The sequence below is a fragment of the Corynebacterium sp. HMSC061H03 genome (assembly GCF_001838215.1).
GTDB classification, from domain to species: domain Bacteria; phylum Actinomycetota; class Actinomycetes; order Mycobacteriales; family Mycobacteriaceae; genus Corynebacterium; species Corynebacterium jeikeium_D.
On the sequence record NZ_KV836090.1, the window covers coordinates 59,322 to 77,379 of the forward strand.

Annotated in this window: 14 protein-coding genes; 10 read left to right on the forward strand and 4 right to left on the reverse strand. The window is 54.7% G+C overall.

From position 1 onward, the window contains the following. The first annotated feature begins 8 nt into the window (after window positions 1–8). Window positions 9–674, forward strand: coding sequence for a sugar transferase (locus tag HMPREF2787_RS10730; RefSeq protein ID WP_070859242.1), 666 nt, complete (start codon window positions 9–11; stop codon window positions 672–674). Here the strand turns inward: HMPREF2787_RS10730 and HMPREF2787_RS10735 are convergent. Then, entirely contained in the window at window positions 658–1,353 is a 696-nt protein-coding gene (locus HMPREF2787_RS10735; RefSeq protein ID WP_070859243.1) for a NeuD/PglB/VioB family sugar acetyltransferase, read from the reverse strand. The two genes, HMPREF2787_RS10730 and HMPREF2787_RS10735, sit on opposite strands and share 17 nt — an antisense overlap. Window positions 1,354–1,747: 394 nt before the next feature. Between HMPREF2787_RS10735 and HMPREF2787_RS10740 the strand changes: the two genes are divergently transcribed. The 5 genes from HMPREF2787_RS10740 to HMPREF2787_RS10760 all read left to right on the forward strand — a co-directional run bounded on the left by HMPREF2787_RS10740 (window position 1,748) and on the right by HMPREF2787_RS10760 (window position 10,546). Continuing rightward, window positions 1,748–3,700 carry a hypothetical protein gene (locus HMPREF2787_RS10740; protein WP_083326707.1) on the forward strand — a complete coding sequence of 651 codons (1,953 nt, stop codon included), beginning with the start codon at window positions 1,748–1,750 and terminating at the stop codon, window positions 3,698–3,700. An 81-nt stretch (window positions 3,701–3,781) separates the two neighbouring features. Continuing rightward, window positions 3,782–5,392 (forward strand): class I SAM-dependent DNA methyltransferase, encoded by a 1,611-nt coding sequence (locus HMPREF2787_RS10745; RefSeq protein WP_070859244.1) that lies wholly within the window; start codon window positions 3,782–3,784, stop codon window positions 5,390–5,392. Next, entirely contained in the window at window positions 5,389–6,594 is a 1,206-nt protein-coding gene (locus HMPREF2787_RS10750; RefSeq protein ID WP_070859245.1) for a restriction endonuclease subunit S, read from the forward strand. The genes HMPREF2787_RS10745 and HMPREF2787_RS10750 overlap by 4 nt, the downstream gene beginning before the upstream one ends. Continuing rightward, entirely contained in the window at window positions 6,587–9,775 is a 3,189-nt protein-coding gene (locus HMPREF2787_RS10755) for a type I restriction endonuclease subunit R (protein WP_070859246.1), read from the forward strand. Before HMPREF2787_RS10750 ends, HMPREF2787_RS10755 begins: the two co-directional genes overlap by 8 nt. Before the next feature lie 3 nt (window positions 9,776–9,778). After that, on the forward strand, window positions 9,779–10,546 hold the full coding sequence (locus HMPREF2787_RS10760) for a DUF6414 family protein (RefSeq protein ID WP_070859247.1): 768 nt from the start codon (window positions 9,779–9,781) through the stop codon (window positions 10,544–10,546). A 210-nt stretch (window positions 10,547–10,756) separates the two neighbouring features. Here the strand turns inward: HMPREF2787_RS10760 and HMPREF2787_RS10765 are convergent, their stop codons facing one another. The 3 genes from HMPREF2787_RS10765 to HMPREF2787_RS10775 form a co-directional block, all read right to left on the reverse strand. Beyond that, entirely contained in the window at window positions 10,757–11,626 is an 870-nt protein-coding gene (locus HMPREF2787_RS10765) for a hypothetical protein (protein ID WP_070859248.1), read from the reverse strand. Further along, entirely contained in the window at window positions 11,619–13,685 is a 2,067-nt protein-coding gene (locus HMPREF2787_RS10770) for an N-6 DNA methylase (protein ID WP_070859249.1), read from the reverse strand. Before HMPREF2787_RS10770 ends, HMPREF2787_RS10765 begins: the two co-directional genes overlap by 8 nt. A gap of 519 nt (window positions 13,686–14,204) precedes the next feature. Continuing rightward, the gene (locus HMPREF2787_RS10775; protein ID WP_070859250.1) at window positions 14,205–14,732 is read right to left on the reverse strand and encodes an HPP family protein; all 528 of its coding nucleotides are present in this window, start codon (window positions 14,730–14,732) and stop codon (window positions 14,205–14,207) included. 163 nt (window positions 14,733–14,895) lie between these two features. On the opposite strand from HMPREF2787_RS10775, the gene HMPREF2787_RS10780 reads away from it, so the two are divergent. From HMPREF2787_RS10780 to HMPREF2787_RS10960, 4 genes are all read left to right on the forward strand, one after another. After that, window positions 14,896–15,189, forward strand: a complete 294-nt coding sequence (locus HMPREF2787_RS10780) for an RNA-binding S4 domain-containing protein (RefSeq protein ID WP_005510922.1) — start codon at window positions 14,896–14,898, stop codon at window positions 15,187–15,189. Between the two features lie 3 nt (window positions 15,190–15,192). After that, window positions 15,193–16,074 carry a VOC family protein gene (locus HMPREF2787_RS10785; protein WP_016421801.1) on the forward strand — a complete coding sequence of 294 codons (882 nt, stop codon included), beginning with the start codon at window positions 15,193–15,195 and terminating at the stop codon, window positions 16,072–16,074. Between the two features lie 116 nt (window positions 16,075–16,190). Then, window positions 16,191–17,384: a DNA cytosine methyltransferase gene (locus HMPREF2787_RS10955; protein WP_083308384.1), complete on the forward strand. Its 1,194-nt coding sequence runs from the start codon at window positions 16,191–16,193 to the stop codon at window positions 17,382–17,384. Then, the gene (locus HMPREF2787_RS10960; RefSeq protein ID WP_083308385.1) at window positions 17,381–17,992 is read left to right on the forward strand and encodes an Eco29kI family restriction endonuclease; all 612 of its coding nucleotides are present in this window, start codon (window positions 17,381–17,383) and stop codon (window positions 17,990–17,992) included. Before HMPREF2787_RS10955 ends, HMPREF2787_RS10960 begins: the two co-directional genes overlap by 4 nt. Window positions 17,993–18,058: the final 66 nt, after the last annotated feature.

Genomic DNA, 18,058 nt, shown 5'->3' on the forward strand with positions numbered 1-18,058 from the left:
GATGACCAATGGATTCACTGAGCATCCGCGCGCAACGGGTAATTAAGCGTGGCATCGACATCGCGGCATCTGCAGCAGGCTTGATTGTGCTGTCGCCAGTTATGGGCGCTACGGCTCTGGCAGTGCGACTTTCGATGGGAAAGCCAGTCCTATTCCGCCAGGAACGCCCGGGCCAGGATGGTGAGCCGTTTAATATCCTCAAGTTCCGGACGATGCACCACGTCAATCCGGCAAAGGGGCTTGTCGACGATGCGTCCCGCCTCACCGAGGTGGGAAAATTCCTTCGGTCCACAAGCTTGGATGAGCTCCCGGAGCTCTTTAACGTTCTGCGTGGCGACATGAGCCTCGTTGGCCCGCGTCCGCTGCGCATGAAGTACCTAGAGCGCTATTCGCCGCGCCAAGCACGCCGCCATGAGGTGCCACCGGGAATTACTGGGCTTGCCCAGGTCTCGGGCCGCAATGGCATCACCTGGGAAGAACGTTTCGAGTACGACGTGCAGTACGTGGATAATTGGTCGCTACTGCTCGATGCAAAGATTCTGCTCGACACGATCTTGGTGGTGCTCAAGCGTGAAGGGATCTCGGAAGAGGGGCAAGTGACTATGACCGAGTTCACCGGTTCGTCGGATGAGAATTCGGCGGAGAAGGACGTCTCGGCTAGCGCAGGTTCTTAATCACACTTGCAGGAACACCGGCGACAACGGTGTAGTCATCGACATCGCTAGTAACTGCGGCTCCGGATCCGATGTACGCTCCCTCGCCAACGGTGAGGCCGGGGTTGATTACGGAGTTGGCGCCTAGGGTGCAGGCTTCGCCAAGCGTGACAAAGCCCGACACGGCATTGAGCGGGAAGATTGTGCAGTAGTCCCGCAGTACCGCGTCGTGGCCGATTGTGACATTCATATTGATTTGGGCGTGCTTGCCTACCTCAATATTGCAGGTCAGGCGCGCTCCGGGGCAGATGACTGTGCCCTCGCCGAGTGTGACCAGCGCGCCAATGCTGGTGTCTGGGTGAACCAGGGTAGCAGGCATGAGCCCTTCGGCATCTGCGCGTTGCGCAATCGAACGTCGAGCTGCGCCGCTGCCGATTGCGACTGTGTAGTAGGCCCCCTTGGGCAAGTCCGCGAGGATTTCGGTTTTGCCCAAGAGTTGCACGCCCATTTTGTGGAAAAAGGTCATGTCTGGGGTGCCATCATCAATAATGCCTAGGATTTCCCACTGCGGTGGTAGGCCGTTGGCTGCTGCGTAGTCGTTGATGTCCTTGATGAAGCTGACCACGTTTCGCCCAAAACCACCAGCGCCGACGATGACAATCTTTTCGGTTGTCGCGTTGTTGATCCACGGATTAGGCATGCCGCTTATTATCCCACCGCAGAGGCAATTATGCGTAATGGCCACGGCCGGAAATCAGCCTGTGCCACCGATACTCGTAGGTGCGGGGAGAGTGATGACAGGTGGGGGCATCGTAATGCGTTGCGTGTTTAACGACGCGTCAACTCCGACCCAAGCGGTCTGGAACCGATTTACTACGCGTTGGAGGTTTAGATCCGCTTGGAGACATGATGCCAAGCGGTTCTGCGCTTTTGTTTTCCTCGTACATAGATTTATCTGGGAATGACTGTTAAGTACCCTTAACAGCTATGAACATATTACAGCTTTTAAACTGGGCTAATCTCAATCTCGAACAAAGAAAAGGAAATCGAGTTCCGAGAGTGAGGTGAAGAAGATGCCCGCCCTAACAGTTTCAATGCAACGCATTGCTGACTTAGCGGATGTCCAGCGTCCATTAGTAACTATGTGGCGCAAGCGTCACTCCGGCGGGTCCGATGCTCCTTTCCCGGAACCACTATTGCCAGTTGAATCCGCTGCAGCGAGAGATACTCAACTGAAGTTTGATGCTATCGAGGTAGCAAAGTGGCTCGTTGAGACTGACCACGGAAACAACTCCGATGCTGTTGCGGATGCGCCTTTCTACAGCGACTTGTTTAACGAAGCTGTCGAGGATCCTCGAGTGTGGGCGGCGCTTGTTGCACATGCCCGTGGCGGTGAGGAGGTAACCCCGGAGACTGTCCGTGATGAGTTGTTCTCGGAGTCACTGGTGCCATCTGAGATTTTGGAAGGCGACCTGGAGCACGCGGTGACCTCCGCAAATATCCTGGCTGAAGCGGCATTTTCCGCAACCAAAGTGCTCGTCGAGATTATCCGGCGTCGTCGCTCGCAAACGCCAGAAGCGCTCGTCGAGAACGCAGAGGCGCTACTTGCCGCCATTGGCTCGGAGCTCATCAAGGAATTGCACCGTGATAAGGAGACTCGGGAGGTTCTTGCTTTTGGCCCAGGTGGCGGCGCGTGGGCGCAGCACGCTATTGAATCCCACGAGTCGCCACTCGGTATTGGCTTTGAACACGACGATTTCACTCCAGAGCTCTGCCTGAGCCTAGCGCGTGGAATCGAAGTCCTGGAAGTAACTGATGAATGGGACCCGTCTGCGGTCGCATTCCTTCAGTGGGCAAGCGCCAAGCAGGACGACGCCCAAGAGCTCTTCGATCAGATTGGCTACGTGCAATCGGGACTCGATGCGCGGGGCTGCGTCGTTGTTATTGCTCCGGCTGAGCTCCTCATTGAGTCTAGCAATGCTGTGGTGAACCTTGAACGAAGGAACTTTCTGTGGGGTTCGAAGAATAATCTGCATTCTTCCCTGCGGTATGCGGCGCTGTTTCCTCATGGGTGGACGAGAAGTCTTGGGCAGAGCCAGCTCGCGCTGTGGATTCTGCGAACGCGAGATCCAGAGAAGTTCGATTCCGATCTTGTCATTCTGGCAGATTATTCCTCCCTCGATTTCAGTGGTACTCGCCCGCGTCAGTTCGTGATGGATGTCTTGGCTGCGGTCAATGATGAGGTTTCTCCTCGTCAGCACGCGTTTTATAACTCACTGGTGCTCACCGACGAGAACCTACGCATGCGGAATTCGCTGCGCCCGATCCGCGAACGGGTATCCGAAAAGGAGGAAATCGCAACAATCGCCGAGTTGCGACTCCAGGCCGACGCGGTGGGTGTCGACTTGTCGCGTGTGCCGAACCTCCAGCAGGCGGGCAATCCCTACGAGATTCACCGCAGAAAGCTCCTTAGCTGGACCGAGGCGACCAAACAGCCGGCACCGTTGGTGAAGGTCATCAAGGGATCGAAGCTGCAGGACCTGGATACTGGAAACCCGGATGGAACCATCCCGGTTATTGGTCGAAGCGAACTGAGCGGGCTCGCGCCAGCCGGAGCACGGAAAGCCAACATCGTCGATATCAGTGTGAAGCTGCCTCGCTCAACCCTGACCGAGCCCGGTGACGTGGTGTGGATTTACCTCAATAAGCCCGTTGCGATTGTTGATGCGCAAGGAGGCTCGCTGGTCGAGGCACCTGCCCAGATTCTGCGGTGTATGAAGACCAGGGCTCGGAGCAAGACCCCTCTTGAGGAAGTCACATCACCGTATCTGTTGGCGGAGCAGCTGGGCCACGCGCAGACCAAGGACAAGAAGGCGTGGCAGGTGCCCGTAATTGAGCAGCGGGATGCGGAAGTGTTCGAAGCAGTGATGCGTGAGGTGGATGCACGTAGAGCAGAGTTGCTTGAGCAGCTCGAGGGCATTTCCGCTTTCCGACGTGACTTCGGTGTGTCGCTGGCAAGTGGCGGTATTCGGGCGGCACCGGAGTAATCGCTGCTTGGCGAGGATTCGGAAATCGTATCTAAACAGCTTAATCAGATAGCTAAATCTAAGAGTTAAGGAAACGAAGTAATGGCAAGAAAGAAGAAGGAAGCGGTCAAGGTTCCTTCCACAATGAGTGAGATTAAGGACATGCTGTGGAAGTCCGCGGATAAGCTACGCGGGTCCATGGATGCCTCGCAGTACAAGGACGTTGTGCTGGGGCTCGTATTCCTGAAGTATGTGTCGGACTCTTTTGATGAGCGTCAGAAGGAGATTCGCGTTGAACTGGAGGAGCAGGGCTTCGATGAGGAGGTAATCCAGGAAGACCTGGAAGATATTGATTCCTACACCAGTGAGAATGTCTTCTGGGTTGATCCCGAAGCTCGGTGGGAATTCCTGACGGCTAATTCCAAAGGTCGTCTAGGCGAAGGCGGCAAGCAACAGTCGATTGGCAAGCTCATCGATGCTGCAATGCAACATGTGATGCAGGACAACGAGTCTCTGGTGGGTACGCTCCCGTTGATTTACGGCGCGGAGAATATTGACCAGCGCCGCCTGGGGGAGCTGGTCGACCTTTTCAGCTCGACCTATTTCGGCTCCACTAAGGAAAAGAAGGCTCGCGATCTTCTCGGTGAAGTGTATGAGTATTTCCTGGATAAGTTCGCAAAAGCCGAGGGTAAGAGGGGCGGAGAGTTCTATACTCCGCAGTCCGTGGTGCGAACCTTAGTAGAAATTTTGGAGCCAACTGAGGGGCGCGTGTATGACCCTTGCTGTGGTTCGGGTGGCATGTTCGTGCAGGCGGAGAAGTTCCTGGAGGCTACGAAGCGTGACCGCAGCAGCATTGTGGTTTATGGCCAGGAGCTGAATGAGCGCACCTGGCGTATGGCCAAGATGAATCTTGCCATTCACGCCATTAGCGCTGCCGGCTTGGGCCAGCGTTGGGCTGATACTTTCGCACGTGATATCCACGCGGGTACGCAGATGGATTACGTGCTGGCGAACCCTCCATTCAACATCAAGGATTGGGTGCGCAACGAAGAGGATAAGCGGTGGAAGTACGGTGTTCCGCCGGTACGAAACGCGAACTTCGCGTGGATGCAGCACATTCTTTCCAAACTGAGTACGCGTGGTTCCGCCGGTGTGGTGATGGCTAATGGCACCATGACCTCGCAGAGCTCGGGTGAGGGCGAGATTCGTAAGAACATGGTCGAAGATGATGTGGTCTCCTGCGTGTTGGCGCTGCCAGCACAGCTATTCCGCGGCACAGGTATTCCGGTGTGTGTCTGGTTCTTCGATAAGGATAAGTCCACAGGTCAGAAGGGCAGCATCGATCGCCGTGGTGAGGTTTTGCTTATCGACGCCCGCCAGCTCGGCCACATGGTTGATCGCACGGAGCGTGCATTCTCTGACGAGGACATTCATCGCATCGCCAATACTTTCCGCACCTGGCGCGGCCGTGAGTCTGCCGAAGGGGAGTATGAGGACGTTGCCGGTTTCTGCAAGTCTGCAACCATCGAGGAAATTCGTGAGGCTGGCTATGCGCTAACGCCGGGCCGCTATGTGGGCATGCCGGAGGCGGAAGAAGATGATGAGCCTATCGACGAGAAGATTGCGCGCCTGACGAAGGAATTGACCGCTGCATTGGATGAGTCCGCTCGCTTGGGTGCGGTAGTGCGCGAGCAGCTAGGGAGGTTGAAGTGACAATTCTGGGTGAAATTGCGCGGATTGTTGATTGCGAGCACAAGACTGCTCCGATAGATGAAAAGGGAGAGTACTTTGCTGTAGGCACGCGAGCAATGCGTGGCAATGAGATTAACTACCAAGAATCTCGGCGTATCTCTCGTGAGACGTTTGAACAGTGGACTAAAAGAATGAAACCGCGTCCAGGTGACATTCTGTTTGCTCGAGAGGCACCAGTTGGGCCGGTGGTCGAGGTCCCCAAGGAAGCAAACATTGCGCCTGGCCAAAGAACTGTGCTTATCAGGGCGGAATCTAATGTGGCGCAGAGGTTCGTAGCGTACAAGCTGAAAGAACCCCTAATTCAAAATCAGATTCAAGCGCTTTCTGCTGGTTCGACAGTTCCCCATCTGAACGTTGCTGATATTCGGAGTCTTGATCTTGGTTATTTGCCAGATGCCAAACAGCAAACGGCTATCGCCGATGTCCTCGGCGCCTTGGATGACAAAATCGCGGCGAATCGGCAGGTGCTCGATATTAAATCAAAACTATTCTCTGCATTATGGATTAAAGTGAGTCAAGGCGCTAAAGATGTTGCTTCACTCGGTGATTTAGTGACTACTCAATATGGTTACACTGCTAGTGCAGGTGAATATACTGGCCAGCCGAAGTTCCTCCGAGTAATGGATATTAATAAGAAGAAATGGATTGAATGGGACACAGTTCCCGAGGTGAATATTGGGTCTAAAGATTTTGAGAAGTATGCGCTGCAAAAAGGCGACATTGTCGTTGCTCGAATGGCCGACCCAGGGAAATGCGCAATTGTTGATGAAAACATTAAGGCTGTATTTGCCTCATATCTTGTTCGCCTGAAACCAAAAGATCGTAATGACGCGCTGTACTTGTATGGTTTTCTAATTTCGAAACTATACGAGAATTATGCCGAATCTGTGTCAACTGGATCAGTGCAAAAGAACATGAATGCCAAGGTAATCACTGGCATCGAGTTGCCTTGGCCTACCAAGCCGAAACGTTTGGAGTTCTCCGCACAAGGTCAGGTTATTCGTGATTCTATGAACGCCCTTGTGCAAGAGAACCAAGTCCTCGCGCGTACTCGCGATGAATTATTGCCGCTACTCATGAATGGCAAGATCTCCGTCGCCGAGGCAAGTGAGGCCGTTGAGGCAGTCGCCGGAAAGCAAAAGGAAGGAGACGTTGATGTTTAGCGAAGACATGTTGGAGCAGCTCACCCTGGACAAGCTCGGCGAGAACGACTGGCATCCACTGGCAGGTGCGTCTGTCGCGCCGGGTTCGGGGGAGCGGGAAAGCTGGAAGGATATTGTCCTCCGCGGAACGCTCAATGAGAGCGTCCGTGCGCTGAACCCGGGTGTGCCGGAGGAATTCCTTCAGCAAGCGATTGGTGAACTGTTGACCCCAAAGTCACAGGATTCCGTCGCGGAGAATCTACGTATTCATGAGATTCTGGTCAACGGCTATTCGGGAATCCAGTACAACGACCTGGACGGGCAGCCAAAGAATCCCACAATCTACTTCCTCTCCGCGGACTGGAACAAGAACGACTTCAAGGCAGTCAACCAAGTCACCATCCGGAATGTTGAATACGAGCGTCGTTTTGACGTCGTGTGCTACATCAACGGCCTGCCGGTTGCGTTCTTCGAGCTGAAGAAGCCATCCGGAAAGTCGACTGCTGAAGAAGCATTCAACCAGCTGCAGACTTATGTGGATGAATTCCCGATGGCCTTCCGTTTCGCAAACGTTGTGGTGGCCAGCGACGGCCTTGACGCGAAATACGGCACCCCGTTCACGCCATACAACCACATGGCTCCATGGAACGTCGATGACGATGGCGTGCCCAGCAAGATGGACGAGCCGGACGAAAACGGACAGGCGCCACTTGCCCTGGAAAACCTCATCTGGGGCGTATTCAACCCAGTGCGCTTCACCCAGCTGCAGCGCGACTTCACAGCCTTCGATGACGCATCGACTGGCTTAGTCATGCGCATTGCGAAGCCACATCAGTACTTCGCAGTGACCAAGGCCGTCGGTAAGACCATCGAAGCCGTGCGCACGGACGGTCGCGCGGGCGTTGTCTGGCACACCCAGGGCTCCGGCAAATCCATGGAAATGGAAATCTACACCGCCGCAGTGATGCGACGCTCCGAACTGGAAAGCCCGACGATTGTGGTTATCAATGACCGCACCGAACTCGACGGTCAGCTCTACAGCACTTTCCTCTCCAGTACGTTGCTGCCCGAGAAACCGCAGCAGGTGGAGTCTCGGGAGGAGCTGCGTACGGCGTTGGCAACGCGGACGTCGGGAGGCATCTACTTCACCACGCTGCAGAAGTTCGGGCTGACTAAGGATGAGCGCGAAGCCCACAAGTCGCACCCTGTTCTGTCCGAGCGACACAACATCATCGTTATTGCTGATGAGGCGCATCGATCTCACTATGGATTCGGCGACATCAACGCCGACGGCTATGCTGCGCACCTGCGCTCGGCGCTACCACACGCGACGATGATTGCCTTCACCGGTACACCGATTGCTGAAGGTGACCGCGACACCCGCGACGTCTTCGGTGGCGAGATTGATACCTATGATCTGCAACGTGCCGTCGACGATGGCGCCACCGTGCCCGTCTACTTCGAGCCCCGGCTGATTCCGCTGGCGCGAGTTAAGCGGATTACCGACGAGTACATCGATGCCACCGCTGAAGAAGCCTTGGAAGGCCTCAGTGAATCTGAGCGTGTTCGGATTCAGCGGACTACCGCAGCATTGGAGGCGATGTACGGCACGGACGACCGGCTCAACACTCTGGTCGACGATCTGCTGATGCGCTGGGACGATCGCCGTGAAGTGATGCAAGATTTCATCGGATGCCCCGGAAAAGCAATGGTGGTGGTTTCGACGCGTAGCATCGCGGCGCGAATCTACGAGAAGATCATCGAGCGCCGACCGGATTGGCATAACGATGCTGACGACAAAGGAAAGATCAAAGTCGTCTACTCCGCGAACCCCTCCGATCCTTCGGAGATTAAGAAGCACATGCGTCGGCCAAGCGCAATTAAGGCAGTCAAGGAGCGGATGAAAGATCCGGATGATGAGCTGGAAATCATCATCGTCAAGGACATGATGCTCACCGGTTTCGATGCGCCGCCACTGCACACTCTTTTCATCGACCGTCCGTTGCGTGGCGCTTTGTTGATGCAGACCCTAGCGCGCGTCAACCGCACCTTCCGAGGTAAAGAAGACGGCCTGCTCATTGCCTACGCGCCGCTTACCGATAACCTTCGCGCAGCACTTGCCGAATTCACTGTCGATGCGGAGAAGCAAGGCAGGAAGGTCATTGGTCAGCATGCCGATGAGACGCTTGAAATTGCCAAGGGCTTTTTGACGCAGATTGATGCATTGGTGCAGGTGGACTGGCGGGAGAAGCTCGCTGCTGGCGATGTGCACGGTGCGATTGCAACTGCGGTGGGATTCCTGCGTTCGCCGCGGACCGAAGGAAACGTAGACCCAGAAGATCCGATGGTACGCCCATTGGCGAAACGCTTCCGACAGTTGGCTGGTGCGCTGGCACGAGCCTGGGCGATTGCCGTAACTGCCGATGGAGCGGGGGATATTCGCGATGACGTACGCTTCTACCTCGAAGTACGTCAGTGGCTAATCAAGATGGATGCCTCGGATCGCGCGAGCCGTGGCGAGCCTATCTCGGATACCGCACGTCGCGTGCTGGGACAGCTTGTTGTTGACTCTGCGGAGAGCAAGTCGGTGATCGACATCTACGCAGAGATTGGGCAGGATGTGCCGAACCTGCAAGAGATCGCGGCCCAGGGGTTCGACGAAAAGAACCTCAAGTCCAATATTGAGTTGGCGATTGAGGCCCTGCGAACCAAACTGCAGCAAGGCATCCGCGATGCCACTGGCAATAACGAGGTGCGCAGCAAGCTGTTTTCCGAGCGCATCCGTGACGTGATGACGCGCTATACAAATCAGCAGTTGACGGCTGCGGAGGTTATCGCCGAACTGGTGAAGTTGTCGAAGGAAGTTGTTGAAGAGTCCAAGCGTGGCGAGAAGTTCACGCCAGCCCTGTCTAACGATGAGTTGACGTTCTTCGACGTGATTTCCCAGAACGAGTCCGCAGTGGATGTGTTGGGTGATGACGTTTTGGCGGAAATTGCACGCCAGCTCGTTGCAACTATGCGCTGTGACACTCGCACAGACTGGACTGTGCGCGATGACGTCAAGGCAAAACTGCGGCGAACTATCAAGCTACTGCTGCGCAAGTACAACTATCCGCCGGACCGCCAAAAGGAAGCCACACTGCGCGTTTACGAACAGATGGAGAAGTTCGCGCCTCGGTATGCAGTGAGGGATGAGGAATAAGGGATGCTTCGAGAGTTTTTGTATCTGGACGAATCGTTGGTCGATCAGTTTGTAAGCCAGATTGATTTCGGGTTAATCGAAAGCGAGGACGTTACGACTTCGAATTCTAAATCTAGAGGAGGGAAACTCGGTTTAGGTTCTGTTGGGGGAAATATCGATGCGGACTCTACTAGTCAGAGTTCCTATCAGCGTGCCATGACGCCGGAATCTAAATTCAATCACCTTTTCTCTCACTTGGACGCGACCATTGTGGATTTGGAGCATCCGCTGGGTTTCAGTGAAGTGGAGCCGCGAAGTTTCATTGAGGTTGATTGTGAGATTTCGATTCCGATGCTTGGAAAAGTTATCGCGCAACCTGATGAGATAGCCGACATAGGAGAAGTGCTCAGAGTATTTTCCGGGCCTGACGATTCAGTTAGTCAAGAGACGATTGACCAAATCAGGAAGATAAGTAATCTCGCAGGAAAATCGATAGTTTGTATGGGGGAGGTAGACGAGGGGCTGCAGACTTATCTCTTCAAACTCGATTCAGAGTATTTGAGACTAGATCTGGGTGACATTGAGTGTGAAGCCTTTGTACTCGGGAAGGTTGAGAAAAAATTTCCGGAGGGTCAACGCTATCCGTTGTTCAACATTCCGGGGATGAATTTGTTGAACCGCAAAGCGCGACGTCGTATGGAAAAGGAACAATCGTATGAACAGCCACTGAATGAGGAGTCTGAGATCGAAGGTCCTGCGGCAGTACTCAGAGTGCTGGCGATTTATCGCTGATTTTTATGCTCAGAACCTTCAACCGGACGGGCATCCAATGGGGGTAAGTCTCAGATGCATTCCAGTTAACGTTGGCTTGAATTCAGAACGTGGCATTGATTGATAGCGGATGGAATTCGCTGCACCAATGGCAATCGACTACTTCTAGAGAGGGGCTTCGAAAATAAAACCTGAACTTTCCTGGTAGGGATTCTACCAGGAAAGTGGGAGCTAGTTAGTCATCGTGTTGTTCAGATGTAGGCCGATGTAACCAATGTAGGCTTTGCCGGTGGTGTGCACATCTGCGTGATAGTACACTCGCGGAGCATTCGAGTCCTTCGTACCGAGATCGAAGTGCGTAGTCATGAACTTCTCTTCAGCGGCATCGACCTCCTTAGGCACCGGGAAGGTGCGCTCCCGACGCCGTTTAGGGTTTGAGCGTACGGTCTCACTCTCGTTTGCCTTGTGCCGATTCGGAGCCAGCTGGCGGCCATGCACGCCCTTGTCTAGCAGGTACATGTGCAAATTCCCTTGGAACCCATATTCAACGCACTCCTTGACGTAATCGTGCAAAACCACAACCGTTTCCCACAGGTTCTGGGCATAAATATCCAAGTGATCTTTCTGATCCAGAATTGCTGCGTTAGCAAGTGCTTTTTCAGCATCGGTGAGCACGATGTACTTAGTCAATTCCCCGTAGGTGTCGGTGTCTTTCAGAATCTCGATGATCTCGACAACACTCGATGGCGTGGGAATCGAATCAATATCGATTCCCACAGGTTCCTGATTCCGGGGAGTCGCGTAGAACTTCTCGAGCTGTGCCTTATAAGCGTAAGCATCGATGCGATCTTCCTCAGACTGCGCCAGGCTCAAGTGCAAGTCGTCGTTGCACATCTTGAGCTCATCGATACGATCGTTCAACGAATCATTCTCTGCTTGCAGATTCTCGGTTGCAGCTTCCTGCTCGTCAAGAAGAGCCTCCATTGCCTCCAGGCGAGCTGAAACCTCTTCAAGACGCAACGTCCTTTCCTCAAGCTGAGCAGTCAGACGCGCAATCTCTTGAGCCGTCGAGCCCATGTCGTTCGCGCTGTTCTTAAGCATCGTTGAACACCTCGTTCAGCAGCTTGGCAGACACGGCCTCAATGCTCTCGGCGGCAGCGTCGATCTCGGCAGTGAACGAATCCAACGCGCCGAGGACCTCAACCAGCCGAGACTGCTGCTCCTTCGAAATCAAAGGAATCTTGATGTCGCGGATCGAACGGTTCGGAATGATAACACCCGACGACGGGCCCTTGTTAAAGTCGGCGTTCACACAAGCTGCCAGGTACTCCGGAAGGAACACCGAGTCATCGGTGCGGAGCACGGTGCTGAACCGCGGCGCAATCCAATCGCCCTTCTCGTGGAAGACGCGCGCAGGCATGGTCTCGAGATGAGGAACGACCACAGAGTTAGGACTCAAGAACTCATCGCTGCTGGTAACGGAACCATTGCGGGGGGTATCGAGCCTCCTGTAGGGCTCGAAGATTTTGGCCACAATGCCACCGGCAGGAGCCTCCTTGAGACCCCTCGTATTCGAACGAACTCGCTCGATATTGCCCACCTCAATCAGCTCGTCGAGCTTCTTCCACTCGAGCTCATCTGCACCAGTGTGGATGGCAACCCTGTCCTTAAGGAACTTCTCCAGCAGGGTGGAAGCAGAATTCGCAGCCTTGCTCAAAGAAGCAACCTGAGTGGAGAAACCAGTGAAAGCATCATCGCTAATCTGCGGCTCAGCGAACAGTTCGGGGAGCAGTGCCCCGCCCTTCTTCACCACATCGGCCAGAGTCACGCGGAAGTGCGGCACGGGGAGCTTCCCGCCCGACTGCACGGTCGTGAGCCACGACTTCAAATTAAGGTCAGAAGTGGGCACGGAAGAGGAGTCGATAAGCGAAACCGAGTTGCCGTCACTGCTGTTGGAGGGGGCACGCAGGATCCAGAGAGCAGTCGGAATCGAAGTCGAGGTCAGCATCTTAGACGGAAGCTGGATAATCGTGTCGACAGCGTTGAGAGCCACCAGCTGCTGGCGGAGCTCCGCGTACGAAGGCTGGAAAAGTGGTGCAAGCGGGGTAAGAACGATGGCTCGACCGCTCTGAGAGAGCTGGTTGATGCACGTGGCGATGATTGCGGTGTCTGCCGTTCGGATGCGCGGATGCGGCAAATTCAGCACCTGAGCAAAGATGTTTTCCATATGGGGACGCTGCTCACGAGAGAGCCTCATACCAAAGGGAGGCTCACACACGACCAGATCGGCAGGCTCCGACGAGTGAGACAACGAATCCAGCACAGAGAACGTGGCATTCGTCCCGCGGATAAGAGCGCGGAGGGAAGCAACCACCAAGGCGCGAGGGTCGATATCGAATCCGACAATAGAAACCGGAGCGTGATCATGCGCCACCTGCAGCAAGGTGGTGCCAATGCCGCACATTGGGTCGAGCACTCGGCCCAGGGGTTTGCCATCACGGCTAGCAACCTGCTTGCTGTGGACAACGTTTGACGTAGCCTCGCGGAAGACTCGGGCACAAACCGAATCCTCACTGGTGAAGTGGCCGACATTGCTGCGACCGGCATCTCCGAACAGAGCATCAATCACGACGTGCTCAGCGTTAAGGATGGAATCAGGGCTCAAGCTGCGTGCATGCTGCATTGTCGACTCGAGGTTTTCGGGAGAAACCGTGCTCAGGGTCGTGTTAATAGACTCGTGGAACGCCTGCCGCGTAGCTTCGTCGGCAACCTCGCGCAGGCGAGCTGCCACACTCTCCTCCCATGCAATCTTGTAATCGGAAATAGGTTCGGAGGCGGGCGCCACCAGCGTTGACAGTGCGAAGATTGCAGCGTCCATAGGGCGGAGGCCATCGGCTCGGAGCAAGTTAATCCGCGAGCTCATGGAAAGGGTTTCAGCATTCTTTTCCCATCCTGGTGGCAAGAGCTCGTTGGAGCGGAGCCAATCATGAATCTCCGTAGCGTCAAAGAGAGGCTTAGAGGGTGAAGAGCTGGAAGTGGGACGGGGGAAATCAACCTTACGGCGGCGCCAGTTGCTCACCGTCGGACGGCTCACCCCGGCCAGCTCGGCAATCTCCTTCAGAGACAGAATGCCGGACAGGTTGGCCTGGTCGGAAGTCATTTTCGCTCGCTTTCTTTTAGATGTTGAGAATTCGTAAAACCGGGAGACTTCGATGTTGTTCGAACCCGTTCAAACGGTTCCCCTATGTTAAAACGCCTATTCCATAATGGTCAAGCGAAAATGTCATTTTCAGGTTTATGGGGGTGTTTTATGTATTGATGACTTGTTGGGTGTGGGTGGTGTCTCATGTATCGGCTGAGGTTTGGAAAGGGGGGATGAAATGCTGTTTTTATAGTCGAGAAACTGGGATTTGCAATGAGAGATACCCTTTTCGCTGAGTGTGCCCCGGGGGGTAGGGCTGATGGTGGCGGTAGCTATTGGCTGAGGCATGGCAACCAATGATTTGTCTTGCTCTCTAAGGCGTTCATTCTGGATTTGTCCAGATCGATTTTGTAAAGGCCGGGAATCGTCGGAAGTAAAAAGCTTCATGCAGGATGAGAGCGAGGTTAAGGGGCTTATTGCTAAATCCGGAGAATTCGGTGGCGCGGATTCACAGGTGAGTCCGGACTTTAGGGCCGCCTACCACCAGTAGGTGGGGTAGCGAAGGCCGCGCAGTCGATTTGCGAGGATGCCAAGCACCACGATCATGATTGAAGAGGCGAAAACGAAGCCAAGGAGGCGGAAGTCGTTGCTGATGTCGGACCCGTGCGGCATCAGCGCAGTGACCATTGCGGTCGCGGTGGCCGGGGAGTGAGCGGCGCGAGCAAGGAGCATGAGCGCGAATGCGATACCGGCGGCGATTGCCGCGGTGATGATCGAAACTCCTAAAAGTCGCGACATTAGGATGCCTGTGATGCAGCCGATCAGGTGTCCAACTACAACATTTCGCGGTTGTGCCAGGGGCAAGTTCGGTGCGCCGACGATAAGGGCCATGGCGGCTCCAATAGGGGGCAAAAACAGCAGGTCAGAGACAGAAGTTGAGATGAGTGCCAGGGTCATCAGCGGCAGGCTCACGGCTACCGAGGCGGCGATAACATGGCGTAGCGGAGGGCGAGGTGGCGCTTCGCTGGCGATCCGGGGCCACTTCGGAGACCGTGAATTAGACATGAGAACGATGTTAGGGTGTGCTGCCTCATCTGCGTCGCGGTTCGAGGTTTTTATTGAAATAGAAGTTTAAATGGGGTGGCTCCCAGGTCTCCCAAGCCTCCAAAGCCGAACCAGACCCGAACCAACCCCGACCATTTTCACCGGATATGACACACTTAAGGGCATGGAGCCTATCGATGTCGCAATCCGGGATGAGTCCATCCGTCTCGGGCAATTCCTGAAGTTGGCAAACCTGGTGGAAACGGGCGGTCTGGCCAAGGAACTCATTGCCGAGGGCCAGGTCAGCGTGAACGGTGAGGTCGACACTCGCCGTGGCAAGGTGCTGCGTCCAGGGGACGTCGTCTCTGTTGCCGGTATGTCGGCACGCGTGGCCACCGCCGATGAAGTCGATGATGACTACTTTGATGAGGCCACCGCCGACGATGACTTTGATCCTGAAAAGTGGAGGAACTTGTAACTCATGCCCGCATTTCCCGCCGAATTTGGCATGCCCCTGCGCGTAGATCTGCTCTCCGCCGCACCGCGTAAGACCGAGCGCTTCTACCGCGGCGTTCTTGGGTGGGCTTATCGCAATACCGCGCCAATCCATGAGGATGCCCGCGAGGCATCCGCTGGTCGCCGCGTTGCCATGCTGTCCGGAATGCCGGTGTCGGTGCTGCTTGAGGCCGATAAGGACGCTGAGGATGCCTTCGTCAACCAGTGGCGCGTGAATTTCCATGTCGACTCCGCCGCTGGTGCCGTCGAGAAGGCGCGTGAGCTCGGCGCTGAGGTCTTCCAGGAACCGACCCCGCTTGTCGACGGATCCACGATGGCCGTCGTTTCCGACCCCGCCGGTGGCCTCATTGGGCTGCTGGAACAGCCGGGTGAGCAGGCCTTTATCGCAGCGGGCGAGCCCGGCACCCCGGTGTGGTTCGAGCTGGTCGCAGGCCCGGAGGAGACCTTTGAGCAGGTCGCGGACTTCTACCACAACTTCTTTGGCTGGGAAATCGCAGTGCGCAACAAGAATGAGCACGGCACTTTCGCAGTTGCGATGGAAGACGGGGCGCCGTTCGCTGGCTTGGTAGCCAGCTCGGTTGCTGCACAGACCGATGCGGCAGATAAGAGCTTCGTTGGCTGGCTGGCCTACCTTGGCGTGGAGAACATCGACGCTGCTGTCGCCAAGGCTGAGGAACTGGGCGGTTCCGTGCTCGTTGCCCCGCAGGCCACCGAGTTCGGCCCGCTGGCAACCGTGCAGGACCCGTGTGGTGCGGCGGTTGTACTCTGCGAGGTGCCGCTGCCACCGGAGGACGACATCCGCGAGTCGGACCCGCTGGAAGGCATTGACCTCAGCCAGTTCCAGTAGGAGTTAAAGAGGCTGTGGTGCGTTCGGGGGCTGTGGCTGTTCATTCGAACGTAAGGCGTACGTTAGAATCGAATGTCAGTTCTATCGGAATCCGTACCTCATGATAAGTTTGGCATATGCGAAGCATTGAGCTTTTCGCCGGTGGTGGTGGATTGGCCCTTGGAACCCACTTGGCCGGCTTTTCGACTGAAATTGTTGCTGAGTGGGATCGATGGGCCTGTGATACCCTTCGCGAAAATAAGGCTGCTGGACATCCCCTTGTTGCTAATGCTGAAGTAATTGAAGGTGATGTGCGTGACATTGATTGGTCGAGTGTTGCCGAAGGGATTGATTTAGTATCTGGCGGTCCTCCATGTCAGCCATTTTCTGCTGGAGGGCGCGGCCGTGCAGCGGACGATAAGCGAGATATGTTCCCCGCGACTGCCGAAGTAATTCGGCAAATCAAGCCTCGTGCTTTCATTATTGAGAACGTAAGGGGGTTAACGCGTCCCGCCTTTTCGGACTATTATTCTTACATCCAACTTCGGCTAGGGCATCCAGAACTTTCCTCCCGCGAAGGGGAGTCATGGGGTGACCATTACGCACGATTGCAGGCTGAACACACATCGGTTCGGTCAGACCTCCAATACAATGTGCTTCCCACTCTCGTGAACGCTGCAGATTACGGGGTTCCACAGCAACGTTGGCGAGTATTTTTTGTAGGTTTTCGTTCGGATATCGATGCTGACTGGTCTTTTCCTGCGCCTACGCACTCTGCGGCAGCTCTTCGTCTCTCTCAAGATAGCGGAGAATATTGGGAGCGATATCAAATTCCAAGTTCTCAACGAGTGTCGGTCAGGGCATCATTAACGCGCACTGATCCGTCTCTCCAGCCGTGGAAGACGGTGCGAGATGCGCTAGCAGATCTTCCTATCCCCGGTGAAAACGGAACGCCAGGTGTTTTTGATCATCGTTTTCAACCTGGTGCGCGGTCATATCCCGGCCATACTGGATCGTATATTGACGCTCCAGCAAAAGCGCTAAAGGCAGGAGTTCATGGTGTTCCTGGAGGTGAAAATATGATGCGTTTTCACGACGGCTCGGTAAGATATTTCACTCTTCGAGAAGCGGCCAGAGTGCAAACGTTCCCAGACTCTTATCGTTTGCACGGGGCTTGGTCGGAAGCAATGAGGCAAATTGGAAATGCTGTCCCTGTAATGCTGGCGGAGACTGTAGCGCTGTCAGTTCGGGAGCATCTGGAGCTAGCTGGAGCAAGACAGAAATTTAGTGATGCAATATCTAACGGATCTCATTTAAAGGCAATATCATGACAGAACCATTTAATCCGCTGGCAATGGAATCGCTGGCATCGTCTATAGTTCAACAGTTACTCCGTAATCCGCCGGTTCCGCTGAGCAATATTCAAAAATTCTACGGGGCTGGACTTTACGCCATTTATTATGCAGGTAGCTTTCCTGCTTACGAAGTAATTCGTGAACAGAATATCAATGGTAAATGGTCGTTACCAATATATGTCGGTAGAGCTGTATCCCCGGGGTCCCGTCGAGGTCTGATAGTCGGTGAGGGCATTAAGTCCACAGCACTTTATAGCCGCATTCGGGAGCATGCGAAGTCGATTACCGCCGTAAACAATCTTGATATTGACGATTTTTATGTGCGGTGGCTTGTAGTTGAAGATATTTGGATTCCTCTTGGAGAGACTGCATTGATCCGGGCAACGAAACCTGTTTGGAATGCTGTCTTAGATGGATTTGGGAATCATGATCCAGGAAAAGGTCGTCGAAAAGGAGCTGTTTCTCCCTGGGACACAGTTCATAGAGGAAGGAAATGGGCAGAAAAGCATGAACCTGCCGATAAACTAGTTGAGGAGGCTCTCTTGAAGGATATCATTCAATACTTGCGTGAGAGACATCGTTAGGGTGATAACTCGCTTTGAACGACGTGCCTGAATAGGGGGTTAAGTAAAGAAAAGTGTGTCCGCATG